The 24,081-nt window shown below is 61.9% G+C and carries 20 protein-coding genes and 1 other RNA gene; 10 read left to right on the top strand and 11 right to left on the bottom strand.

Annotated elements, in window-relative coordinates; translation table 11 throughout:
- Nucleotides 1-52: 52 nt before the first annotated feature.
- The 5 genes from zipA to VLA07_RS22835 all read left to right on the top strand — a co-directional run bounded on the left by zipA (nucleotide 53) and on the right by VLA07_RS22835 (nucleotide 7,262).
- Nucleotides 53-916, top strand: a complete 864-nt coding sequence (gene zipA, locus VLA07_RS22855) for a cell division protein ZipA (protein ID WP_027613270.1) — start codon at nucleotides 53-55, stop codon at nucleotides 914-916.
- 183 nt (nucleotides 917-1,099) lie between these two features.
- The gene (gene ligA / locus VLA07_RS22850; RefSeq protein ID WP_333991530.1) at nucleotides 1,100-3,457 is read left to right on the top strand and encodes an NAD-dependent DNA ligase LigA; all 2,358 of its coding nucleotides are present in this window, start codon (nucleotides 1,100-1,102) and stop codon (nucleotides 3,455-3,457) included.
- A gap of 252 nt (nucleotides 3,458-3,709) precedes the next feature.
- A complete protein-coding gene (locus VLA07_RS22845) occupies nucleotides 3,710-4,876 on the top strand; it encodes a zinc-binding metallopeptidase family protein (RefSeq protein WP_333991529.1) in 1,167 nt (388 codons plus the stop codon).
- A 111-nt stretch (nucleotides 4,877-4,987) separates the two neighbouring features.
- An RNA gene (gene ffs / locus VLA07_RS22840) (signal recognition particle sRNA small type) lies at nucleotides 4,988-5,084 on the top strand.
- Nucleotides 5,085-5,312: 228 nt separating this feature from the next.
- Nucleotides 5,313-7,262 (top strand): hypothetical protein, encoded by a 1,950-nt coding sequence (locus VLA07_RS22835; RefSeq protein ID WP_333991528.1) that lies wholly within the window; start codon nucleotides 5,313-5,315, stop codon nucleotides 7,260-7,262.
- 121 nt (nucleotides 7,263-7,383) lie between these two features.
- On the opposite strand, the gene VLA07_RS22830 is transcribed toward VLA07_RS22835, so the two are convergent.
- Entirely contained in the window at nucleotides 7,384-8,133 is a 750-nt protein-coding gene (locus tag VLA07_RS22830) for a substrate-binding periplasmic protein (RefSeq protein WP_333991526.1), read from the bottom strand.
- 143 nt (nucleotides 8,134-8,276) lie between these two features.
- Here VLA07_RS22830 and dnaX point away from each other — a divergent pair, with 143 nt between their 5' ends.
- The 5 genes from dnaX (at nucleotide 8,277) to VLA07_RS22805 (ending at nucleotide 14,090) form a co-directional block, all read left to right on the top strand.
- On the top strand, nucleotides 8,277-10,358 hold the full coding sequence (dnaX, locus tag VLA07_RS22825; RefSeq protein WP_333991524.1) for a DNA polymerase III subunit gamma/tau: 2,082 nt from the start codon (nucleotides 8,277-8,279) through the stop codon (nucleotides 10,356-10,358).
- Between the two features lie 67 nt (nucleotides 10,359-10,425).
- Complete coding sequence (locus VLA07_RS22820) at nucleotides 10,426-10,764, top strand: YbaB/EbfC family nucleoid-associated protein (protein ID WP_003223337.1); 339 nt, start codon at nucleotides 10,426-10,428, stop codon at nucleotides 10,762-10,764.
- A 264-nt stretch (nucleotides 10,765-11,028) separates the two neighbouring features.
- Nucleotides 11,029-12,063 carry an NADP-dependent oxidoreductase gene (locus VLA07_RS22815; protein ID WP_135295317.1) on the top strand — a complete coding sequence of 345 codons (1,035 nt, stop codon included), beginning with the start codon at nucleotides 11,029-11,031 and terminating at the stop codon, nucleotides 12,061-12,063.
- Nucleotides 12,064-12,129: 66 nt separating this feature from the next.
- Entirely contained in the window at nucleotides 12,130-12,732 is a 603-nt protein-coding gene (gene recR, locus VLA07_RS22810; RefSeq protein ID WP_003223341.1) for a recombination mediator RecR, read from the top strand.
- A 209-nt stretch (nucleotides 12,733-12,941) separates the two neighbouring features.
- A complete protein-coding gene (locus VLA07_RS22805) occupies nucleotides 12,942-14,090 on the top strand; it encodes an acyl-CoA dehydrogenase family protein (RefSeq protein ID WP_333991515.1) in 1,149 nt (382 codons plus the stop codon).
- 110 nt (nucleotides 14,091-14,200) lie between these two features.
- On the opposite strand, the gene VLA07_RS22800 is transcribed toward VLA07_RS22805, so the two are convergent.
- The 10 genes from VLA07_RS22800 to VLA07_RS22755 form a co-directional block, all read right to left on the bottom strand.
- The gene (locus VLA07_RS22800) at nucleotides 14,201-14,749 is read right to left on the bottom strand and encodes an adenine phosphoribosyltransferase (protein ID WP_003223345.1); all 549 of its coding nucleotides are present in this window, start codon (nucleotides 14,747-14,749) and stop codon (nucleotides 14,201-14,203) included.
- 78 nt (nucleotides 14,750-14,827) lie between these two features.
- On the bottom strand, nucleotides 14,828-15,562 hold the full coding sequence (gene fnr / locus VLA07_RS22795) for a fumarate/nitrate reduction transcriptional regulator Fnr (protein WP_003223347.1): 735 nt from the start codon (nucleotides 15,560-15,562) through the stop codon (nucleotides 14,828-14,830).
- A gap of 159 nt (nucleotides 15,563-15,721) precedes the next feature.
- Complete coding sequence (hemN, locus tag VLA07_RS22790) at nucleotides 15,722-17,104, bottom strand: oxygen-independent coproporphyrinogen III oxidase (protein WP_333991512.1); 1,383 nt, start codon at nucleotides 17,102-17,104, stop codon at nucleotides 15,722-15,724.
- Nucleotides 17,105-17,299: 195 nt separating this feature from the next.
- Nucleotides 17,300-17,983, bottom strand: coding sequence for a sulfite exporter TauE/SafE family protein (locus tag VLA07_RS22785; protein WP_103368393.1), 684 nt, complete (start codon nucleotides 17,981-17,983; stop codon nucleotides 17,300-17,302).
- Nucleotides 17,976-18,188: a cbb3-type cytochrome oxidase assembly protein CcoS gene (gene ccoS, locus VLA07_RS22780; RefSeq protein ID WP_007965536.1), complete on the bottom strand. Its 213-nt coding sequence runs from the start codon at nucleotides 18,186-18,188 to the stop codon at nucleotides 17,976-17,978. The genes VLA07_RS22785 and ccoS overlap by 8 nt, the downstream gene beginning before the upstream one ends.
- A 22-nt stretch (nucleotides 18,189-18,210) precedes the next feature.
- On the bottom strand, nucleotides 18,211-20,661 hold the full coding sequence (locus tag VLA07_RS22775) for a heavy metal translocating P-type ATPase (RefSeq protein ID WP_333991508.1): 2,451 nt from the start codon (nucleotides 20,659-20,661) through the stop codon (nucleotides 18,211-18,213).
- Nucleotides 20,662-20,873: 212 nt separating this feature from the next.
- A complete protein-coding gene (locus tag VLA07_RS22770; RefSeq protein WP_096797655.1) occupies nucleotides 20,874-21,413 on the bottom strand; it encodes a FixH family protein in 540 nt (179 codons plus the stop codon).
- Nucleotides 21,414-21,424: 11 nt separating this feature from the next.
- Nucleotides 21,425-22,840: a cytochrome c oxidase accessory protein CcoG gene (gene ccoG, locus VLA07_RS22765; protein WP_098967982.1), complete on the bottom strand. Its 1,416-nt coding sequence runs from the start codon at nucleotides 22,838-22,840 to the stop codon at nucleotides 21,425-21,427.
- A 222-nt stretch (nucleotides 22,841-23,062) separates the two neighbouring features.
- The gene (locus VLA07_RS22760) at nucleotides 23,063-23,473 is read right to left on the bottom strand and encodes a type II toxin-antitoxin system VapC family toxin (protein ID WP_333991504.1); all 411 of its coding nucleotides are present in this window, start codon (nucleotides 23,471-23,473) and stop codon (nucleotides 23,063-23,065) included.
- Nucleotides 23,473-23,727, bottom strand: a complete 255-nt coding sequence (locus tag VLA07_RS22755) for a type II toxin-antitoxin system Phd/YefM family antitoxin (protein WP_047599120.1) — start codon at nucleotides 23,725-23,727, stop codon at nucleotides 23,473-23,475. The genes VLA07_RS22760 and VLA07_RS22755 overlap by 1 nt, the downstream gene beginning before the upstream one ends.
- Nucleotides 23,728-24,081 lie beyond the last annotated feature (354 nt).

The following is a 24,081-nucleotide window of genomic DNA, read 5'->3' as shown; positions in this document are numbered from 1 at the left end:
CACAATGTAAACCCCTTATTTTTCAGCATTTTTTATAGAGGCACGGGATTACATGGAAATCGGTCTGCGCGAGTGGCTGATCGTCATCGGCATCATTGTGATAGCCGGTATTCTTTTCGATGGCTGGCGCCGTATGCGCGGCGGCAAGGGAAAACTGAAATTCCGTCTTGACCGAAGTCTGTCCAACCTGCCGGACGAGGACACCAGTGCTGAGCTGTTGGGCCCGGCCCGCGTGCTGGACACACATAAAGAGCCGCAACTGGACGAACACGATCTGCCGTCGGTGAGCATGCCGGCCCGCGAAGCACGCGAGCCTCGCGAATCCGGTTCGAAACGTGGCAAGCGCGGCAGCAACGGTCCGGCCCAGGGCGACCTGAACCTCGACCTAGACCTGGACGGCGGCCCGAGCTTCAGCAGCCGTGATGATGACTTCGTCGACGACAGCAAGCCTGCGCCAGCGGTGGCCGACAAGGATCAGCCGCAAGCCGAAGAAGTCCTGGTGATCAGCGTGATCTGCCGCGACGCCGCCGGCTTCAAAGGCCCGGCGCTGTTGCAGAATATTCTGGAAAGCGGTCTGCGTTTTGGCGAGATGGATATTTTCCACCGTCACGAAAGCATGGCCGGCAACGGTGAAGTGCTGTTCTCCATGGCCAACGCGGTCAAGCCGGGTATCTTCGATCTGGACGACATCGACCATTTCAGCACCCCGGCGGTGAGCTTCTTCCTCGGCCTGCCAGGCCCGCGTCATCCGAAGCAGGCCTTCGACGTGATGGTGGCGGCAGCACGCAAGCTGTCGCAGGAACTGAACGGCGAGCTGAAAGACGACCAGCGCAGCGTGCTGACCGCGCAAACCATCGAGCACTACCGTCAGCGCATCGTCGAATTCGAACGCCGCGCCCTGACCCAGAAGCGCTAAGGCCAGAGCGCAGTTGTGGCGAGGGAGCTTGCTCCCGCTCGGTGGCGAAGCCGCCGTGATTTTGGGGCTGCTGCGCAGCCCGGCGGGAGCAAGCTCCCTCGCCACAATGTCCATAGCCCTGAGCCACTGTGATTTAGAGATTGAGCAGCCTCGGCTGCTCTTTTGCTTTATGAGAGAACACCCATGACCGCCGCCAAAAACCGCATTCTAGAGCTGCGCGCTGAACTCGATCAGCACAACTACCGTTACCACGTCCTCGACGAACCGAGCATTCCGGACGCCGAGTACGACCGGTTGTTCCACGAGCTCAAGGCGCTGGAAGCGGCCAATCCGGAACTGATCACCAGCGACTCGCCGACCCAGCGTGTCGGCAGTGTGGCGCTGACCGCGTTCACCCAGGTGCGTCACGAAGTGCCGATGCTCAGCCTCGGCAACGCCTTCGAAGAAGCCGACATGCGCGAGTTCGACCGCCGGGTAACCGAAGGTCTGGATCTGCCGGCCGGTGATCTGTTCGGTGGCGGCGCGGCGGTAGAGTACAGCTGCGAGCCGAAACTCGATGGCCTGGCGGTCAGCCTGCTGTATCAGGACGGCGTGCTGGTGCGCGGCGCCACTCGCGGCGACGGCACCACCGGTGAAGACATCAGCGTCAACGTGCGCACCGTGCGCAACATTCCGCTGAAGCTGCATGGCGAAGGCTGGCCGGCGACCCTCGAAGTGCGCGGGGAAGTGTTCATGTCCAAGGCCGGTTTCGAGCGCCTCAACGCCTCGCAACTGGAAGTCGGCGGCAAGACCTTCGCCAACCCGCGCAACGCCGCTGCCGGCAGCCTGCGTCAGCTGGATTCGAAGATCACCGCCAATCGCCCGCTGGAATTCTGCTGCTACGGCATCGGTCAGGTCTCCCACGATATCTCCGATACTCACATCGGCAACCTCAAGCAATTGCAGAAGTGGGGCATGCCGATCAGCCACGAGCTGAAGCTGGCCAAAGGCATCGGCGAGTGCCTGGATTACTACCGCGACATCGGTGAGCGGCGTAACGCGTTGGCCTACGAAATCGACGGCGTGGTGTTCAAGGTCAACAGCATCGCCGATCAGCGCGAGCTGGGCTTCCGTGCCCGCGAACCGCGCTGGGCGATCGCGCACAAATTCCCCGCCATGGAAGAACTCACGGAACTGCTCGACGTGGAATTCCAGGTTGGCCGTACCGGCGCCGTCACTCCGGTGGCACGACTGAAACCGGTCAAGGTCGCCGGCGTCACCGTCGCCAACGCGACCCTGCACAACATGGATGAAGTGGCGCGCCTGGGCCTGATGATCGGCGACACCGTGATCATCCGCCGCGCCGGTGATGTGATCCCGCAGGTGGTGCAAGTGGTCACCGAACGTCGCCCGGAGAATGCCCGTCCTGTAGCGATTCCAGAGAATTGCCCGGTCTGCGGCTCCCATGTCGAGCGCACGCAACTGGTCAAGCGCAGCAAAGGCAAGGAAACCATCAGTGAAGGTGCGGTGTACCGCTGCGTCGGCCGTCTGGCCTGCGGTGCGCAACTGAAGCAGGCGATCATTCATTTCGTCTCGCGCCGGGCGATGGACATCGAGGGCCTTGGCGACAAGAGCGTCGAGCAACTGGTCGATGAAGGTCTGGTCAGCTCGCCGGCCGATCTGTACGCGCTGAAGTTCGATGACATTGTCGATCTGGAAGGCTTTGCCGAGGTCTCCAGCAACAAGCTGCTGGCGGCGATTGAAGACAGCAAGCAACCGGGACTGGCGCGGTTCATTTATGCGCTGGGCATTCCCGATGTCGGTGAGGAAACGGCCAAGGTGTTGGCGCGCTCGCTGGGTTCGCTGGAGCGCGTGCAGCAGGCGTTGCCGCAAGTGCTGACCTACCTGCCGGACATCGGCCTGGAAGTGGCTCACGAGATTCACAGCTTCTTTGAAGATGCACACAACCAGCAGGTGATCACCGAGTTGTTGGGGCATGGCCTGCAGATTCAGGATCAGGGTGAACTCGGCGCCGAGTTCGCCGCCAGCACCACGCTCGGCGGTCTGCTCGACAAGCTGCACATTCCCTTTGTCGGCCCGGGCGGCGCGCAGAAACTGGCGGACAAATTCGGTTCGCTGGAAGCGGTGATGAATGCCGACTGGCTGGACATGCGTCAGGCGCTACCGGAGAAGCAGGCCAATTCGGTGCGCGAGTTTTTTGCTGTGCCCGAGCATCGGCAGATCGCCGAGGCCGCCGAGAAACAGCTGCGGGATTTCGGCATGCACTGGCTGAGCGAGAAGAAAGTCGTCGAAGGCCTGCCGCTGTCCGGCGAGACCTGGGTGCTGACCGGCAAGGTCGAATTGATGAGCCGCGATGTGGCCAAAGAGCACCTGGAGAGCCTCGGCGCCAAGGTCGCCGGCTCGGTATCGGCGAAAACTCATTGTGTGGTCGCAGGGCCGGGTGCTGGCTCGAAGCTGACCAAGGCCAATGAGCTGGGGGTGAAGGTGATGGATGAAGAGGCGTTTATCGCGTTCCTCAAAATCCATGGCATTTCTGCCTGATACAGTTTTGTTCGGCAGTCTGCTTTTGTGGCGAGGGAGCTTGCTCCCGCTCGGCGACGAAGTCGTCGCAAAACCACCACCCTCGGTATTTCAGGGTAAATGAGGTCGCATGGTTTTGGGGGCTGCTTCGCAACCCAGCGGGAGCAAGCTCCCTCGCCACATCGGCAGTGTCACTCAGTAGCTGCGTTGTATTCGGGAACATTGTTGACTTCAGGATGATCTAGTCTTGGCAAGCCCCAGGGAGAGATCGCCATGTACCGCTTTTTCGAGCAGCTCAGTTCTCGCATCGTCGCGCCGTTCATGGGCGAATCTTCACGCAACAGCAAAATCTGGCCGTGCCGCTGCGGCCAGTCGCTGTTCTTTCGCAACAGTCAGTGCCTGGCTTGCAGCGCCTTTTTGGGCTATCAGCCTGAAGAAAGTCGCCTGACCTCGTTGCAGCCCGGGCCACAGGACGGCAGCTGGACACTCGATGCCGATCCCGACGCCGGACTGTTTCGTCGCTGCGCCAACCTCGACACTCCCGCCGCGTGCAACTGGCTGCTGCCGGATAACGGCCACGACAGCCTGTGCATCGCGTGCAGCCTCAACCGCACCATCCCCGACCTCTCAGTGCCGGAAAACCCCGAACGCTGGCGCAAAGTCGAAATCGCCAAGCGTCGGCTGGTGGCGCAACTGATCACCCTCGGCCTGCCGGTCATCCCGAAAACCGTGGATGAGGCCACCGGTCTGGCCTTCGACTTCATCGGCGTCGATCTCGAAGGCAACGCGCCAATGACCGGCCACGCCAACGGTCTGATCACCCTCGATATCAAAGAAGCCGACGACGCCCATCGCGAGCAGGTGCGGGCGGCAATGCATGAACCCTATCGCACGCTGCTCGGGCATTTCCGGCATGAGGTCGGGCATTATTATTGGGATCGTCTGATCGCCAATGGGCCGTGGCTTGAACCTTTCCGCAACCTGTTCGGCGACGAGCGCGCCAGTTACGCCGAAGCGCTCGACCGTCATTATCAACAGGGCGCACCGCTGGACTGGGCGCAACACTACGTCAGCGCCTACGCGACCATGCACCCATGGGAAGATTGGGCCGAAACCTGGGCGCATTACCTGCACATGATGGATGCGGTGGATACCGCACTGGGCTTTGGCATGAGTGCGCGGGAAATGGACTTCGACTACCAGCCGTTCCCGTCCAGCACCCTGTACGACCCGGAGCACCCCGGCGGCGCGGCGTTCCTGTCGTTCGTCAATGCGTGGATCGAACTGGCGGGCATGCTCAACGAGCTGTCACGCAGTATGGGCCAGCCGGATTTCTACCCGTTCGTGCTGCCGGCGGCGGCGATTGCCAAGTTGCACTTCATCCATCTGGTGATCCAGCAGGCGGGCGGCAAGGCGGACGAGGTGTTGCAGGCGCAATAGCAAGTGCTTGAAGCCCTTCATGTTTTTAATCTGAAACCAACGGTTGTAACTTCGCTTCAGATAGGTACAATGGCGCGGCTCGCCGACAGGTGAGTGTCGTTATGGTGACCCCATCGGTCCCCCCGCAACGATTACCCGTGAACCTGGTCAGAGCCGGAAGGCAGCAGCCACAGCGGGAACATTGTGTGCCGGGGTGTGGCTGGTGGGGTTACCACCTTAACGAACGAAGAACGCTTCAACAGAACTGCATGGGTTTCGCCCACTGCGGTTTTTTTATGCCCGCGATTTGGGCTTTCACGCCAGCCCCTGTGGGAGCGAGCCTGCTCGCGAAGGCTGCCCCCCGATGCCTGTTCAGTCACCAAGGTTGAACAGTGGCATACTCCACCGTCTTGCTGCGCGCGTCGTTGACAAGTTCGCGCCCTGGCTACGAGGTTGTATGCACCCGGAACATCACGATTTATCCACCGCCGTGTACTTGCCCGTGACGGATGAGACCTGCGCCAGCCTGTTGCAGCCCGATGGCGCGAAAACCCTCGGCGAGCTGACGGATGCGCAGCTGGCCGCCGTGCTGGTCATCCAGAATCTGGCTCAGGCCACCGAAAAGGATCTCACCGCCGCAGCGGCGGAGAAGGTGCTGGCGCGCCTGATCGCCTGGGCGGTCGACGGCGGGGCAGGGCTGCTGTCCGAGGCGCAACGGCTGTTCGACCCGCGTCAGTTGTATTTCGGCCTGAACGCCATCAGGGGATTGAACCTGCGTTTGCTGTTGGCCGAAGAGGTGTCGGCGCAGGATTACCTGCTGCCCGATGGCAAGTGGGATGACGAGTTCAAGGCGCGCCACCACGCGATCAACAATCCGTTCAGCCAGCAGATGATCAGCCCCGCGCACCGCGAGCGCTGGCTCAGCGCCGCGCAGGACAAACTGGTCAGAACCTTCCGCGCCAACCTCGATGAAGACCTGCACGTGCAAGGCTATGCCGGGATCGGCAAGAGCCACCTGGTCGGTGCCTTGACCGAGTGCCTGGACCCCGGGAAAACCCTGTTGCTGGCACGCACCCCGGAAAAACTCGCGACCCTGTGCCAGCGCATGGGTGTTGCCAGTGAACGCAAGCCCGGCATCACCTTTGAGGCGTTCGCGCGCGGGCTGATTTATGGGCGCAAGCCACAGCCGGCAAGCGCCGCCGGCCGAGTCGCGAGCAAACAGAGTCTGGCGCAGGAGCTGAACATCCTCGGCTTTCGCGAGCATGACGCGCAACGCACCCTGAACGTCTGCCTGGAAACCCTCGAGCGCTATTGCCACTCCCGGGACTACAGCCTGTCGGCGCATCATCTGCCGTATTTCAAACTGTCCTTGTCCGGTCTTGAGTCCAAAGTGCTGCTGGAGTATTCGAGCCGCGTCTGGACTTACCTTGAGGCCAATCCGGCGTGGGGCCGGCAGAGCGGCTTTGAAGCCTTGTTGCTGATCAAGCGTGCAAGCCTTGCGGGCTGCGTGGTGCCGCCGCGTTATACCCACGTGCTGATTGACGAGAGTCAGGACATTCCCGCTTCGCTGCTGCAGATAATCGAGCGTGGCCGACAGGTGCTGATCACGCTGGGCGATGAGTACCAGCACGCCGAGCGCGATCTGGTGAAAAGAAAGCGTGAAGTGCGTCAGAGCGATATCACCTACTCGGTGCGTTCGGGACGAAACGTCGAGCGTCTGGTCAATCCGCTGATTTCCCGGCACTCGGAAAAGAGCAAGGTGCCGTTCGAAGGTGCGCGTGAGGCGGACGTCGGCATCGAGTTTTATCCGCAGGGCTTTGTCCCGCCGGAAGGTTGCGTGGTGCTGACGGCGTCCCCTTGGGACACCATGAAGTGGGCCATGCAACTGCACGATGCCAATTGCCTGTTCAGCTTTGCCGACATGACAGCGCAGCGCGACCTCGAGCACTTCATGACCAGCGCCATCGAGTTGTTCAAGGTCGATTACTACAGTTCCACGCACAGCGAGAAGGGCCCGCATCGCTATTTCAGCGATCTGCCCAAGTGGCAGCAGGTGCGCGATGCCAACCAGTTCGACGAAGCGTTTTTGTGGGTCGAGGCCGAGCTGGAGAAAGGCTTCAAGGTCGCTGATCTGACCCGGCTCAACCGGATGATCGGCGGCCCCGGCAAAAGCTGCCTGCTGATGCAGGCGCACGAGGCGGGCGGCATGGAGTTCGACCGCGTTCTGCTGACGCCCGAGCTGCTGACCAACGTGCAGTTCAAGGACGCCTACGCGTTCGATCAGCGGATCTGCGCCGTGTACATCGCCATCTCCCGCGCCCGGCAGCAGCTTTACCTGCCGTACGATGTGGTCGAATGGATCGAATTTCACGACTACCAGAAATTCCGTGAGTCGCACGGCTACTGAATAATTCTCTGTCGGAAATGTCCCCCTGAGGGAGCGGGCTTGCTCGCGAAGGCGGTGTGCCAGTTAACGAATCAGGTGACTGACACACCGTCTTTACGAGCAAGCCCGTTCCCACAATGGGTTATGGGGTGGCTTCAGCGGACCCGGTATACAACCGGATGATGTCATCAATCTCCCCCGACATTTTCATCCGCAGCAACGTGCGCAGGATCCGCTGCACTGGCACCTTTGGGTCATTCCTCACGTAGCAGCCCACATGCTGCTCCTGCAGCACCGCGACGCCGTGCAGTTGCTGCCCGGGCAGCAGGCGCTGATTGAACCAGTCCAGTGTCCATTGATTGCTCACCGCATAGCGGTAGCGGCCGGCCAGGAGTTTTTCCAGCACTTGTTCCTGATTACGCGCGTCCTCGCGTTGCAGGCGATCGGCGTCGAACAGCGGTTGCAGGGTCGGATAGGTATAGCCGAGCACGGTGCCGATCGATTGGCGGGGCAGGTCGGCAGGGTCGACGCGGGGCGGCTGAGCGTCGCGGCTGATCAGCAAATCGCGCTGGAACAGCAGCGGAAGGCTCCAGATATAGTCCCCGGACTGATTCGGCAGCCACGATTGTGCGGCATAGCAGCGCACGTCGACTTCGCCGTGCTCCATGGCGTTCTGCACCCGGGCGCGCGGCAGGACGTGGAATTCGGCCGGCACGCCGACCTGCGTCGCAAGGCTGAGCATGATGTCGTGGAGGATGCCCTGGGTCGGGCGGCCGTGGTCGATCTGCACCATCGGCATCGCCCAGCTGTCGGCCACGACGAAGCGCAGCGGCGGTTCGGCCGCGCTCACGCTCAGACTGATCCCCAACAAGGCTCCCAAGGCCCAACGCATACATGCTCCGATGAGTCCCGATCACGAGCGAAATTTCCCCGCCAACAGCAGCTTAGCCAGATTAGACGAGCACACCGGATGCAATTTTGCCCTTGCTCCGCTAGCATTAGCCGCTTCAGCTTCCTTCGTTGCGACGGTTTTCGATGAGTTATCAGGTTCTTGCACGTAAATGGCGTCCGCGCTCGTTCCGCGAAATGGTCGGCCAGACCCATGTGCTCAAGGCTCTGATCAATGCCTTGGACAGCCAGCGGCTGCACCACGCGTACCTGTTCACCGGTACCCGCGGGGTCGGTAAGACCACCATTGCGCGGATCATTGCCAAATGCCTGAACTGTGAGACAGGTATCACTTCCAGCCCTTGCGGCGAGTGTTCGGTGTGCCGCGAGATCGATGAAGGGCGCTTCGTCGACCTGATCGAGATCGACGCCGCGAGCCGGACCAAGGTCGAAGACACCCGCGAGCTGCTCGACAACGTGCAGTACGCGCCGAGCCGCGGGCGCTTCAAGGTCTACCTGATCGACGAAGTGCACATGCTCTCCAGCCATTCCTTCAATGCGCTGCTGAAAACCCTCGAAGAGCCGCCGCCGTACGTCAAGTTCATCCTGGCGACGACGGATCCGCAGAAACTTCCGGCAACGATTTTGTCGCGTTGCCTGCAGTTCTCGCTGAAGAACATGACGCCCGAGCGCGTGGTCGAGCATCTCACCCACGTGCTCGGCGCCGAAAACGTGCCGTTTGAAGACGACGCGCTGTGGTTGCTGGGCCGCGCCGCTGACGGCTCGATGCGTGACGCCATGAGCCTGACCGACCAGGCCATCGCCTTCGGTGAAGGCAAGGTATTGGCCGCCGACGTGCGGGCGATGCTCGGCACGCTGGATCACGGCCAGGTCTTCGACGTGCTGCACGCGCTGATCGAAGGTGACGCCAAGGCGTTGCTCGAAGCCGTGCGCCACCTGGCCGAGCAAGGCCCGGACTGGAACGGCGTGCTCTCGGAAATTCTCAACGTGCTGCACCGTGTCGCCATCGCCCAGGCCTTGCCTGAAGGTGTCGACAACGGTCATGGCGACCGTGACCGCGTATTGGCATTGGCTCAGGCGCTGCCGGCCGAAGACGTGCAGTTCTATTACCAGATGGGCCTGATCGGTCGCCGCGACTTGCCGCTGGCGCCGGATCCCCGTGGTGGCTTTGAAATGGTCCTGCTGCGGATGCTGGCCTTCCGGCCGGCGGATACGGCGGACGCCCCGAGGCAACCGCTAAAGCCAGTGGGGATCAGCCAGGCCACAGTTGATTCCGCAAACTCAGTGGCTGCCGCGCCCAAGCCTGCGCCGGTAGTCGCTGCGGCTGTTGCGCCTGCACCGGTGGTTGCGCCAGCGTCAGCTCCAGCGCCTGTGGTGGTGGCTGCGCCGGCACCCGCGCCAGAAGCAGAACCTGAACCGGTCGTCGCCGAAGCGCTGGTCGACCTGCCGTGGAACGACCCGGTCGAACCCGAGCCAGAACCTGAGCCGGTGCAGCAACCAGCCGTCGAGCCGGTACTGGAAACCGCCAGCGAGCAGCCCGAGTTGCCGCCGATGCCGCTGCCGACCCCGGACAGCGTGGTGCCGGATGCACCGGAGTGGGCCGCTGCGCCGATTCCCGAGCCGTCGGTCGCCGACGTCGATGCCGCCACTCCAGGCATGGACCTCGACGATGAGCCGCCGCTGGACGAAGACTACATCGAGCCGGACATGGATTCGGCCTACAGCTACCTCGACGATCTGGCCAGCGAACACACCGCCGAGCCGGCCCCGGAACCCGAGCCGGAGCCAGCCGCCGCGCCGGCCACCGGTCTGGCGTTGCAATGGCTGGAGCTGTTCCCGCAATTGCCGATCTCCGGCATGACCGGCAGCATCGCCGCCAACTGCACGCTGATCGCGGTCGATGGCGACCACTGGCTGATGCACCTGGACCCGGCGCACAGCGCGCTGTTCAACGCCACGCAACAGCGGCGCCTGAACGATGCGTTGAACCAGTTCCACGGTCGCACGCTGACCCTGACCATCGAGTTGATCAAGCCCGAGCAGGAAACCCCGGCGCAGGCCGCGTCCCGTCGCCGGGCCAACCGTCAGCGCGAGGCGGAGGAATCGATCCACGGGGATCCGTTCATCCAGCAGATGGTCCAGCAGTTCGGTGCAGTGGTGCGACACGATACTATTGAACCTGTCGACGCCTTGGTCGCCCAAGGCTAATTACTGAGGGCGTTCGGCGTTAAGTGCCGGGCGCTGTTTTGATCCAAGTACTTTTGAGGTGATTCCCATGATGAAAGGTGGCATGGCCGGCCTGATGAAGCAGGCACAGCAGATGCAGGAAAAAATGGCCAAGATGCAGGAAGAACTGGCCAACGCCGAAGTCACCGGCAAGGCTGGTGGCGATATGGTCACCGTGGTAATGACCGGTCGTCACGACGTGAAAAGCGTCAGCATCGATCCAAGCCTGGTTGAAGGCCTGAGCGAAGACGACAAGGAAATGCTCGAAGCTGTGGTCGCTGCCGCCGTCAACGATGCCGTGCGCAAGATCGAAGCCAACAGCCAGGAAAAAATGGGCAGCATGACCGCCGGCATGAACCTGCCAGCAGGTATGAAACTGCCATTCTGATTCGCCATCGCGAGTTGGATGAGCTACACAAAATGCCAGGCATCGCGCCTGGCATTTTTGTTTTTGCCTGAGTGTCATGTGTTGGCAGAGCTGACGCTTTCGCGAGCAAGCCCGCTCCCACATTTGGAATGCGTTCTTCCTGTGGGAGCGGGCTTGCTCGCGAAGGCGTCGGCTCGGACCAACTGAAGAAACATCGAACCCACCACCGCCGCCAAAGGTCTGCTCCCTATACCGCCGAATTCCCCATTCACAGGAGACGCTGACATGTCCGACCCTCTGACCCTCAACCAACGCTTCGTCCTCGCTTCACGTCCGGTGGGCGCGCCGACTCCGGAAAACTTCCGTCTGGAGCGCGAAGCGTTGCCGGATCTCGAAGACGGCCAGGTGCTGCTGAAAACCCTGTACCTGTCGCTGGACCCGTACATGCGCGGGCGCATGAGCGATGCACCGTCCTACGCCGCGCCGGTACAAATCGGCGAAGTCATGACCGGTGGCGCTGTCAGCCGTGTCGAGAATTCCCGTCATCCGAAATTCCACCAGGGCGATCTGGTGGTCGGCCTCACTGGCTGGCAGAGCCACAGCATCAGCGACGGCCGTAACATCATGCCGATTCCGTCCGGTCTGCCGAGCCCGTCGATGGCCCTCGGTGTACTGGGCATGCCGGGGATGACCGCGTACATGGGGCTGATCGACATCGGTCAGCCGAAAGAAGGCGAGACCCTGGTGGTGGCTGCAGCGTCCGGTGCGGTCGGTTCAGTGGTCGGTCAGGTGGCGAAGATCAAGGGCCTGCGCGCCGTGGGTGTGGCCGGTGGAGCCGACAAATGCAAATACGTGGTCGAGGAACTGGGGTTTGATGCCTGCATCGATCACAAGGCGCCGGACTTTGCCGAACAACTGGCCAAGGCTTGCCCGAAAGGCATCGACATCTATTACGAAAACGTCGGCGGGCATGTGTTCGATGCCGTGGTGCCGCTGCTCAATCCCAAGGCGCGCATTCCGCTGTGCGGGCTGATTGCCGGTTACAACGCCACTGAAGTGCCGCAAGGCCCGGATCGTCTGCCAATGCTGCAGCGTACGTTGCTGACCAAGCGCGTGCGGATTCAGGGCTTCATCGTGTTTGATGACTACGGCGACCGTCAGCCGGAATTCATCAGCCACATGGTGCCGTGGGTGCGCGACGGCAAGGTCAAATTCCGTGAAGACGTCGTGGAAGGCCTGGAGCAGGCGCCCGAGGCGTTTATCGGTCTGTTGGAGGGGCGCAACTTCGGCAAACTGGTGGTGAAGGTCGCCCAGGACTGAGCATTTGACGCTGGCCAGAGGCGCGGGTATAAACCGCGTCTCGTTGTTTTGTCGGACTTTTTACCCATGAGCTTCAGCCCTTTGATTCGCCAACTGATCGACGCCCTGCGCACTTTGCCGGGCGTGGGTCAGAAAACCGCCCAGCGCATGGCGTTGCAGTTGCTCGAGCGTGATCGCAGCGGCGGCACGCGCCTGGCCCAGGCCTTGAGCCAGGCCATGGAAGGGGTGGGGCACTGCCGTCAGTGCCGCACGCTGACCGAAGACGATCTGTGCCCGCAATGCGCCGACACGCGCCGCGACGACACGCTGCTGTGCGTGGTGGAAGGGCCGATGGACGTGTATGCGGTGGAGCAGACCGGTTTCCGTGGGCGTTACTTCGTGCTCAAGGGCCACCTGTCGCCGCTCGACGGTCTCGGGCCGGAAGCTATCGGTATTCCGCAGTTGATGGCGCGCATTGAAGAGGCGGGCACGTTTACCGAAGTCATCCTCGCCACCAACCCGACGGTGGAGGGGGAGGCGACCGCGCATTACATTGCCCAACTGCTCAGCAACAAAGGCCTGATCGCTTCGCGGATTGCCCACGGTGTGCCGCTGGGTGGGGAGCTGGAGTTGGTGGATGGTGGGACACTGGCGCATTCGTTTGCCGGGCGTAAGCCGATTTCCCTCTGACAGGTGTGTTGCCTGAACTGGCCCCATCGCTGGCAAGCCAGCTCCCACAGTGACTTCGGTCGTTCACAAATGTTGTGCACACCAAAAAAACCTGTGGGAGCTGGCTTGCCAGCGATGGGCGCACCTCGGTATGACTGATTCACACAAACTTATTGAAAACCAAGCAAGCGCTCGGTTAAGTTCGGTAAACCCTTCAGTGGAGTTCGCCGATGCCTGCTTTCCAGGATTACTTCGACCCCAGCCACCAAATGGTCCGCGACAGCGTCAGACGTTTCGTCGAGCGCGAGATCCTGCCGGACATCAATGCGTGGGAAGAGGCCGAAAGCTTTCCCCGTGAGCTGTACCTGAAGGCTGGGGTGGCGGGGATTCTCGGTATCGGTTATCCCGAAGCGCTGGGCGGCAGCCACGAAGGTGATGTGTTCGCCAAGGTTGCCGCCAGCGAAGAACTTATGCGCTGCGGCTCCGGTGGCCTGGCCGCCGGCCTCGGTTCGCTGGATATCGGCCTGCCACCGATCGTCAAATGGGCCCGGCCCGAGGTGCGCGACCGCGTGGTGCCAGCAGTGCTCAGCGGCGAGAAAATCAGCGCGCTGGCGGTCACCGAGCCCGGCGGCGGTTCCGACGTCGCCAACCTGCAAACCCGCGCCGTGCGTGACGGCGACGTCTACCGGGTCAGCGGCAGCAAGACCTTCATTACCAGTGGCGTACGCGCCGACTTCTATACCGTCGCAGTGCGCACCGGAGCGCCGGGTTTCGGCGGCATCAGTCTGTTGCTGATCGAGAAGGGCACCCCAGGCTTCACCGTAGGCCGCCAGTTGAAGAAAATGGGCTGGTGGGCCTCGGACACCGCTGAACTGTTCTTCGACGATTGCACGGTGCCTGTGGGCAATCTGATTGGCGCCGAGAACATGGGCTTCGCCTGCATCATGGGCAATTTCCAGAGTGAACGACTGGCGCTGGCGCTGATGGCCAACATGACCTCGCAGCTCGCGCTCGAAGAGGCGCTGAAGTGGGCGCGCGAGCGTGAGGCGTTCGGCAAACCGATCGGCAAGTTTCAGGTGATCAAGCATCGGCTGGCCGAGATGGCCACGGCGCTGGAAGTATCGCGCGAGTTCACCTACCGCCAGGCGGCGAAAATGGCGGCGGGGCAGAGCGTGATCAAGGAGATTTCCATGGCCAAGAACGTTGCCACGGACACCTCGGACCGGATTACCACCGAGGCGGTGCAGATTCTTGGTGGCCTGGGTTACATGCGCGAGAGTCTGGTGGAGCGGCTGTATCGGGATAACCGCATTCTGTCGATTGGCGGCGGGACGCGGGAGGTGATGAACGAAATCATCAGCAAGCAGATGGGGCTTTAGGTTCTGCGTTGAGGCGGCCGACGCCTTCGCGAGCAGGCTCGCTCCCACAGGAGAATGCATTCCAAATGTGGGAGCGAGCCTGCTCGCGAAAGCGGTCTGACAGGCGCTACTTACTTATCAGTCAGGGCAAACTGCGTCAGGCAGAAGGTAGGGATGCCCATATCTTCCAGACGCTGCGACCCACCCAGCTCCGGCAGATCGATAATCGCCGCCGCCTCATGCACCCGCGCGCCCATGCGGCGGATCAGGTTGGCCGCGGCGATCAACGTGCCACCGGTGGCAATCAGGTCATCGAACATCACCACCGAATCGCCTTCGCACAGGCTGTCGGCGTGGACTTCGAGGAACGCTTCGCCGTACTCGGTTGCGTAACCTTCGGCCAGCACGTCCGCGGGCAGTTTGCCTTGCTTGCGGAACAGCACCAGCGGCTTGTTCAGTTGGTAGGCCAGCACCGAACCGATCAGGAAACCGCGCGCATCCATCGCGCCGATGTGGGTGAAATCGGCTTCCACATAACGGTGGGCGAAGCTGTCCATCACCAGGCGCAGGGCCTTGGGCGACTGGAACAGCGGGGTGATGTCGCGAAAGATCACGCCCGGTTTCGGGAAGTCGATCACGGGGCGGATCAGGGATTTGATGTCGAAGGAGTCGAAGACCATCGTCGAGGTGTCCTGGCAGGGCTGCAAACGGCGCAGTATACCCGCGGCTGAAACGCTTCGCTCAACCGCGGATCGAGATCAGCCTTCGAGCGAGCCGCCGGCCAGGGCGCAGAGCTGGATCGGGTCGAGGATGTGGATCTCTTTGCCCTCGGCGGCGATCAGTTCGTTCTGCTGGAAGCGGGTGAACACCCGTGACACGGTTTCCACCGCCAGGCCCAGGTAATTGCCGATCTCATTGCGCGACATGCTCAGGCGGAACTGGTTGGCCGAGAACCCGCGAGCACGGAAGCGGGCCGACAGATTGACCAGGAACGTGGCGATGCGCTCGTCGGCGGTTTTTTTCGACAACAGCAGCATCATCTGCTGGTCGTCACGGATCTCGCGGCTCATCACCCGCATCAACTGACGGCGCAGTTGCGGCAGTTGCAGGGCCAGTTCATCAAGGCGTTCGAAAGGAATTTCACAGACCGAGGTGGTCTCCAGGGCCTGGGCCGACACCGGGTGTTTCTCGGTGTCCATGCCGGACAGGCCGACCAGCTCGCTCGGCAGGTGGAAACCGGTCAGTTGTTCTTCGCCGCTGTCGCTCAGGCTGAAGGTCTTCAGGGCGCCGGAGCGTACTGCATAGACGGAATCGAAGGTGTCGCCCTGACGGAACAGGAACTCACCCTTTTTCAACGGGCGGCCACGTTTAACGATTTCGTCCAGCGCATCCATGTCTTCCAGATTCAGAGAAAGTGGCAGGCAGAGAGGAGCCAGGCTGCAATCCTTGCAATGGGCCTGGTTGTGAGCGCGCAGTTTGACTGGCTCGGACATTTCTTAAATCCTTGTGGGAAAACACACATAAGCCGTAAGGGTAACCCACGGGAGGACATTCAGGCCAGTCTGCGGCGAGTTTGTCCCACGGGCATAAGGCCGCAGGGCAAATAAAAACACGGGGCGTTCGAGATACATCGGTTTCATAAGCAGGGCGTTTCAGATCACCCGCGAGAAGCGCTGGCGGTTCTGCTGTTCCAGATACGCGTCGAACACCATACACACCGAACGCACCAGCAGGCGCCCGGTCGGCAACACTTCGATCCGCTCGCGTTCCAGATTGATCAGCCCATCGTTGGCCATGCCTTGCAGTTGCGGCCACAGCGCGCCGAAGTAACCCTGAAAATCGATGTTGAACGCCTGCTCGATTTCGGCGAATTCCAGGCTGAAATTGCAGATCAGTTGCTGGATCACCGCGCGGCGCAGGCGATCGTCGGCATTGCACACCAGGCCACGGCTGGTTGCCAGTTGCGCGGCGGCGAGGGTGTTCTGGTACTGGTTCAGATCGCTGTTGTTCTGGCAGTAGAGGTCGCCGATCTGGCTGATCGCCGACACCCCAAGACCAATCAGGTCGCAATGACCGTGGGTGGTGTAGCCCTGAAAGTTGCGCTGCAGGGTCTGCTCTTCCTGGGCAATCGCCAGCTCGTCGTCGGGCAGGGCGAAGTGATCCATGCCGATGTAACGGTAGCCGGCGGCAGTCAGTTGTTCGATGGTGCGCTGAAGCATTTCGAGTTTCTGCGCAGGGCTCGGCAGCTCGTGGCTGTTGATCCGCCGCTGCGGCATGAAGCGCTCCGGCAAGTGCGCATAATTGAACACCGAGAGCCGGTCCGGTTGCAGGCTGATGACCTCCTCGACGGTGCGCGCAAAGTTCTCCGGGGTCTGCTTCGGCAGGCCGTAGATCAGGTCGATGTTGATCGAGCGAAATTGCAGGGTGCGCGCGGCGTCGATCACCGCGCGGGTTTCTTCCAGGCTTTGCAGGCGATTGACCGCCCGTTGCACCGCCGGGTCGAGGTCTTGCAGGCCGATGCTGACCCGGTTGAAGCCGAGTTCGCGCAACAGCCCCATGGTCGACCAGTCGGCCTCGCGCGGGTCGATCTCGATGCCGTAATCGCCGGAATCGTCATCCAGCAGATTGAAGTGTTTGCGCAGGTGCGCCATCAACTGCCGCAGTTCGTCGTGGCTGAGAAAGGTCGGGGTGCCGCCGCCGAAGTGCAGTTGCTCGACTTTCTGCGCCGGTTCCAGGTGGCAGGCGATCAACTGGATTTCCTGCTCCAGCCGTTGCAGATACGGTTGCGCTCGCCCGCGATCCTTGGTGATGACCTTGTTGCAGGCGCAGTAGTAGCAAATGTTCGCGCAGAACGGCACGTGCACGTACAGCGACAAGGGGCGCAACGCCTTGCGGCTGTCGCGCAGGGCGTGGAACAGGTCGAAGGTGCCGACCTGACTGTTGAATTGCACGGCGGTCGGATACGAGGTGTAGCGCGGCCCCGCCAGGTCGTAGCGGCGGATCAGATCAGTGTCCCAACGAATGGCGTCGAGCATGCGGGCATTCCCCCGGATAGGCTGGCAGTGTGGCGAGTCTAGGGGAGGGCGCGGCGGGGCATCTTGATTTGTATCAACGGGGAGGATTCGTATAAGTCACGCGGCCCCATCGCGAGCAGGCTCGCTCCCACAGGAGATTTGTGGCGTACACAAAACCTGTGGGAGCGAGCCTGCTGGCGAAGGCCGCGCCGCCGGTCAGTGGCCCATCAGCCAGTGCTGGTGCGGCCCCGGCAGGGTCCAGATGCCGAACAGGATCACCAGCAGACCGCCGGCCATGCGCACGCTGCGTTTACGCAGCAACGCCGTAACCCGCTCGGCCGCCAGCCCGGTAGCCAGCAGCACCGGCCATGTGCCCAGCCCGAACGCCAGCATCAACAACGCACTGTCCAGCGCATTGCCCTGGCTCGCCGACCACAGCAGCGTGCTGTAAACCAGTCCGCACGGCAGCCAGCCCCATAGCGCGCCGAGCAATAACGCACGGGGCAGTGTCGACACCGGCAGCAAGCGATTGGCCACCGGCTGAATGTAACGCCACAAACCACGACCCAGGCTTTCGATGCGGGTCAGGCCGCTCCACCAGCCGGCCAGATACAGGCCCATGGCAATCAGCAGCAACCCGGCGAGAATTCGCATGACCATCGCCGCCGGGCTGTTCGCCACCGCCCAACCGGCAAGGCCGATCAGCAAACCGGCGGTCGCGTAACTGAGGATCCGTCCGAGGTTGTACGCCAGCAGCAGACGAAAGCGTCGGCTGCGCTGTTCCTTGGGGATCGCCAGGGTCAGCGCGCCCATCAGGCCGCCGCACATGCCCAGGCAATGCCCGCCACCGAGCAGGCCGAGGATCAGCGCGGAAACCAGCAGCGGCGCCAGCTCAAGCATGGGGTGGCGCCTTGTCCTGCGGTTTGTCGGCTTTGGCTTCGTCCACGGCGGCGGTGTGGTTCGGGTCCTGATCGTCGAACAGGATGCTGTGGGCCGGACCATCGAGGTCGTCGTACTGCCCGCTGTCCACCGCCCAGAAGAAGATGTACACGGCGATGGCCACGATCAGCAGGGCGGCCGGGATCATCACGTAAAGAGCTGGCATCGGTACTCCAGGCCCGCGCGGCTCAGGCCGGCAACGGGCGGGTTTCTGAACGGGTGCCGGCGACCGGCGCGCTCGGCAGGCGAGTCAGGCGCAGGGCGTTGAGCACCACGGTCAACGAACTGATCGACATGCCGACCGCAGCCCACACCGGAGTGATCCAGCCGAGGGCGGCGAACGGCAACATGAGGCCATTGTACAGCGCCGCCCACAGCAGGTTCTCGATGATTACCCGACGGGTTCTGCGCGCTAAGGTAAAGGCTTGCACCAGCGCGTCGAGGCGGTTGGACAGCAGCACCGCGTCGGCGCTGGTTTTCGCCAGATCGGTGGCCGAACCCATGGCCACGCTGATGTCGGCAGCTGCCAGCACCGGCACGTCGTTCACCCCATCGCCGAGCATCAACACCTTGCGTCCTTCTTGATGAAGCTGTTGCAGCACTTGCAGTTTGTCATCCGGACGCAGACCGCCACGGGCCTCGTCGATACCCAGTTCGGCGGCGACGCTGGCGACCATCGGCGAGCTGTCGCCGGACAACAGCAGCGTGCGCCAGCCACGGGCCTTGCACGCGGCGAGCAGGGCGGGCGCATCGTCGCGCAGGCGGTCGTCGAGGACGAACCAGGCCAACGCTGCCGAGTCATCGCCGAGCAGCAGCCACTGACCCGGTTCATCCGGCATCGCCGGCAGCGGCGAACCGCTGAGGGCGCAGACAAATTCTGCCTGACCGATGCGCAAACGCTGTGTGCCAACCAGCCCTTCGAGGCCAAGTCCCGGCGTGCTGTGCACTTCTTCAGCCGCCAGTGGCGCACGACCGAAGGCGCGGGCAATCGGGTGTTCCGAACGATTTTCCAACGCGGCGGCAAGGCTCAGGCACTGGTCGCTGTTCAGCGTGCCCAGTGGACGGATCGAACGCAAAACCAGCCGCCCCTCGGTGAGGGTGCCGGTCTTGTCGAAGATCACCGTGTCGATCTGGTTCAGGCCTTCCAGCACATGGCCGCGCGTCAGCAACAGGCCGAGTTTGTGCAGGGTGCCAGTGGCGGCGGTCAACGCCGTCGGGGTTGCCAGCGACAGCGCGCAAGGGCAGGTCGCCACCAGCATCGCCAGCACGATCCAGAACGCCCGCGACGCATCCAGCTGCCACCACAACAGGCCGATCGCTGCGGCCGCAATCAGCGACAACAGCAGGAACCATTGCGCGGCGCGGTCGGCGATTTCCGCCAATCGGGGTTTCTCGGCCTGGGCGCGATCGAGCAGGCGGACAATGGCCGACAGGCGTGTGTCCTGACCCAGCGCCAGTACCTCGACAGTGAGTGCGCCTTCGACATTCAGCGTGCCAGCGGTGACCGCATCACCCAGCGTGCGCGGTTGCGGCAGGTATTCGCCGGTCAGCAGCGATTCGTCGATGCTCGACTGGCCGTCGAGGATCTTGCCGTCCGCCGGCAGGATCGAACCCGGTTGCACCAGCACCCGGTCACCCAGGCGCAATTCGCTGAGCAGGATGCGTTCGCTCTGGCCATTGGCGTCGAGGCGCAGGCACGAGGCTGGCAACAGGTTCACAAGCTGCGCGGTGGCCGCGGCGGTGCGCTCGCGGGCGCGGCGTTCCAGATAGCGCCCGGCGAGCAGGAACAGCGCGAACATCCCGACCGCATCGAAATACAGCTCACCGACGCCGGTGATCGAGGTCCAGATCCCGGCAATGTAGGCGCTGCCGATCGCCAGCGACACCGAGACATCCATGGTCAGGTGGCGGGTGCGCAGATCGCGCATCGCGCCTTTGAAGAACGGCGCGCAGCTGTAGAACACGATCGGTGTGGTCAGGAACAGCGCGACCCAACGCAGGATCGTGTGCAGTTCGGGGCTGAGGTCGATGTTGAATTCCGGCCAGGTCGCCATGGTCGCCATCATTGCCTGGAACCACAGCAATCCGGCGACGCCGAGCTGGCGCAGGGCGAGGCGGTTCTCGCTGGCCAGTTGTTCGCTGGCGCGGTCGGCCTGATAGGGGTGGGCGGCGTAACCGATGTGGCGCAGCTCGGCGAGGATCTGGCTCAGCGGCAATTGTGCGTCGGCCCATTGCACATGCAGGCGATGGTTGGACAGATTCAGCCGCGCCTCGGCCACTGCCGGCAGGCTGCGCAGGTGTTTCTCGATCAGCCAGCCGCAGGCGGCGCAACTGATGCCTTCCATCAACAGGGTGGTTTCGGCGAGTTCGCCCTCGTGACGGACGAAGGGTTTTTGCACGTCGGCGCGGTCGTACAGCGCCAGTTCATCGGTCAATTGCACCGGCAAGGCTTCGGGATTGGCCGAAGCTTCGCTGCGATGCTGGTAATAGCTTTCCAGACCACCGGCGACGATGGCTTCGGCCACGGCCTGGCAGCCGGGACAGCAGAACTCGCGGGACTCCCCGAGCACGACGGCGGTGAAGCGGCTGCCCGACGGGACGGGCAGAGCGCAGTGGTAGCAGGGGAGTGGGGTGGTCATGGCATCGTTGAGGGGGTAAGCCCTTGCATTGGGGTTGTCCGCTTGCCCTCACCCCAGCCCTCTCCCGGAGGGAGAGGGAGCCGATTGATGGAGGCCGGAAAAGAGGTGCATCCACGGATATCGTCACTGCCATACACAAGGCATGGGAGCGGCCGAAATCAGTCCCCTCTCCCTCCGGGAGAGGGTTAGGGTGAGGGGCTTCTGCAGTTTATTTATTTATCCAGGTCTTCGGCGCCCTGCAGCGGTTCGTCACCGAGCAGCAGATCCTTGTCGTGGCTGACCTGTTCCTCTTCGAACATGCGCCACACGTGGTCGTCCTGCGTGCCCAGCAATTCGACAAAACGCCGGCCTTCGACCTTGTCGCCCAACTGACCGATGTAACGGCCGGTTTCGGTTTCGCTGCGGGTCAGGACGATCTTGCGATCCTTCTCCGGTTGGGTCGGCGAGATCAGGTTCAGTTCCAGGGTTTTCGGCTGGCTGTCGCCGCTCAGGCGCAGGTCAACTTCGCCGGTCAGGTCATCCAGATGCACGCTGGCGCGCATCTTCAGCTCCTGCGCCAGCAGCTCGCGATCCAGTGAGCGGTTGATGCCTTTGCCGGCCTCGTAGTAGTTGTCGTTGACCAGGTTGTCCGGGTTGTTCACCGCAATGGTCACCATCGACAGGGTCAAGGTCACCGAACAGGCCAGAATCCCGATGATGATCCATGGCCAAAGGTGCTTGTACCAAGGGCTGGCGGCGTTTGCTGCGGGCATGTTCAGTTCTCTCAACGGGTTTGTGGGCCGATGAATCGGCTCTTGGCTTCAACGTGGACGCTATCATCGTCGGCATCCTTGAGGATGAATTTCACCTCGTTGGTGCTCGACGGCAATTGTTCCGGTGCGCTCGACAACTCCACCGGCATGCTGAAGATTTCGCCGGCCGGCACCTTGATCTCGCGTTTGCCTTGCAGGCGCAGATCCGGCAGGCCGGCGGCTTCCAGCACGTAGGTGTGGTCGCGCTGATCCTTGTTCATGATCTTCAGGCTGTAGACGTTTTCGATCCGGCCTTCGGCGTTTTCGCGGTACAGCACGCGGTCCTTGCTGACGTCGAAACCGACCAGCGAGCGCATGAAGAACGCGGTCACCAGCAGGCTGATCATCGCCAGCAGCACCACCGCGTAGCCAATCAGGCGCGGCCGCAGTTTATGGGTTTTCTGGCCGGAGAGGTTGTGTTCGGTGGTGTAGCTGATGAGGCCACGCGGGTAGTCCATCTTGTCCATGATTGCGTCGCAGGCGTCGATGCACGCGGCGCAACCGATGCACTCGATCTGCAGGCCGTCACGGATGTCGATACCGGTCGGGCACACCTGAACGCACATGGTGCAATCGATGCAGTCGCCCAGACCCATGGCCTTGTAGTCGACACCTTTCTTGCGCGGGCCACGGCTTTCGCCGCGACGCGGATCGTAGGAAACGATGAGGGTGTCCTTGTCGAACATCACGCTCTGGAAACGTGCGTACGGACACATGTAGATGCACACCTGCTCGCGCAGCCAGCCGGCGTTGCCGTAGGTGGCGAGGGTGAAGAAACCGACCCAGAAATACGACCAGCCATCGGCCTGACCGGTGAAGAATTCAAACACCAGTTCGCGGATTGGCGAGAAGTAGCCGACGAAGGTCATGCCGGTGACGAAGCCGATCAGCAGCCACAATGAATGCTTGGCGAGCTTGCGCAGAAATTTGTTGCCGGTCATTGGCGCTTTATCGAGCTTGATCCGCTGGTTGCGGTCGCCTTCGGTGACCTTCTCGCACCACATGAAAATCCACGTCCACACGCTTTGCGGACAGGTATAGCCGCACCAGACGCGGCCGGCGTAAACGGTGATGAAGAACAGGCCGAACGCCGCGATGATCAGCAGCCCCGACAGCAGGATGAAGTCCTGCGGCCAGAAGGTCGCACCAAAGATGAAGAACTTGCGTTCCGGCAGGTTCCACCACACCGCCTGATGCCCGCCCCAGTTCAGCCACACCGTACCGAAATACAACAGGAACAGCGCGGCGCCGCCGATCATCCGCAGATTGCGGAACAGGCCGGTGAAAGCACGGGTGTAGATTTTTTCTCGAGAGGCGTAAAGATCGACGCTGTTGTTCGCGTTTTTGCTCGGTGGTGTGACGTCGTGTACCGGAATCTGGTTGCTCATCATTGCATCCCACGGCAGTGGACAAATGCCTCGGTCGATACGTGCCGACCGCGGTCAGAAAGGGGTGTCGCAGTGGCGCAATGATACGCCTGTCGCTCTAACTCAAGGGTGCGACCTTTGGTCGCGTTGGGGAAAAAGCATTATTGGTGTAGCGAATGCAGCAAAGCCTGATGCAGATCAATTGACTTGTTGAGTATGGACGGTTTTGGAGTGGCGGCTAATTCAATGTTCCCATGGGTTGATCAGGGCGACGCCGCTCGAGCGGAAATCACCGACATTGCGCGTGACCACCGTGAGTCCATGCACCAGGGCAGTGGCAGCTATCAATGCATCGCTTTCATTGGCCTGGTCGGATACATGCAGGCTGGCACAACGCAGTGCCACCGCGGCATCAACCGGCAGGATTCGGGCTTCGAATGCCGGAATGACGTGACGCGTCAGCCAACTGCGCAACAGCTTTCCTTGAGCAGGATCACGCCGTTCCATTCGCAGTACTCCGGTTTCCAGTTCTTTCAAAGTAATGGCGGAAATGTACAGGCGCGGGGCGATGACGCCTTTGGCCCAACTGACCACATTGGCATCGGCCTGCGGCTTGCGAAGTTCGGAAATCACATTGGTGTCGAGTAAATACATCAGGACAGATCCACGGGACGATGAATGATGACTGCGCGCTCGGTTTCGAAATCGATGTCGGCAGCCTCCGGCATGACCAACAAATCGACAATGCTCGTGTTTGCGCCGCTCAGTTTCTGATATTCCTCAATGCTCAACAGAACATGAGAGGCCTTGCCACGGTCGGTGATGATCACTGGACCCAGACGCGCAGCCTTTTTGGCGCTGCTGGTGTCCTGATTGAATTCACGGCTGGAGATGGTGGTGATTGCCATCATGGTTGACCTCTCGCAATACAGATGTAGCAACGTTACTACTTCGCCTTGGGGGCGGCAATCGAGGAAGACAGGACTCAGCCGTCCGTTGGTCGGTCCGTGGCAGGCATCAGTCGAGCCAGCCTCGCACAAGGCGCAGACTGGCTCGGATTGATTCAGACGTGGCGTCAAGACTCAGGGAAGTCTGCCGCCGCCCAGGCTCTCGAGACTGCCGGTATTTCTGTGGGGCTTTGTGGTGCTTCTGGAGTCGGGTTGCAACGGATTACCCAGTGTCACGGCAATCGATTCCACGGGGTGGTTCGATGGATCGATTGCCTGATCGTTGTCTGTGAGTTTCTGATCAACCGGGAGAGG

Source organism: Pseudomonas sp. S3(2024) (assembly GCF_036861315.1).
Taxonomy (GTDB): domain Bacteria; phylum Pseudomonadota; class Gammaproteobacteria; order Pseudomonadales; family Pseudomonadaceae; genus Aquipseudomonas; species Aquipseudomonas putida_A.
The sequence above is the reverse complement of the archived record's forward strand: the minus strand, read 5'-3'. Positions and strand labels throughout refer to the sequence as shown.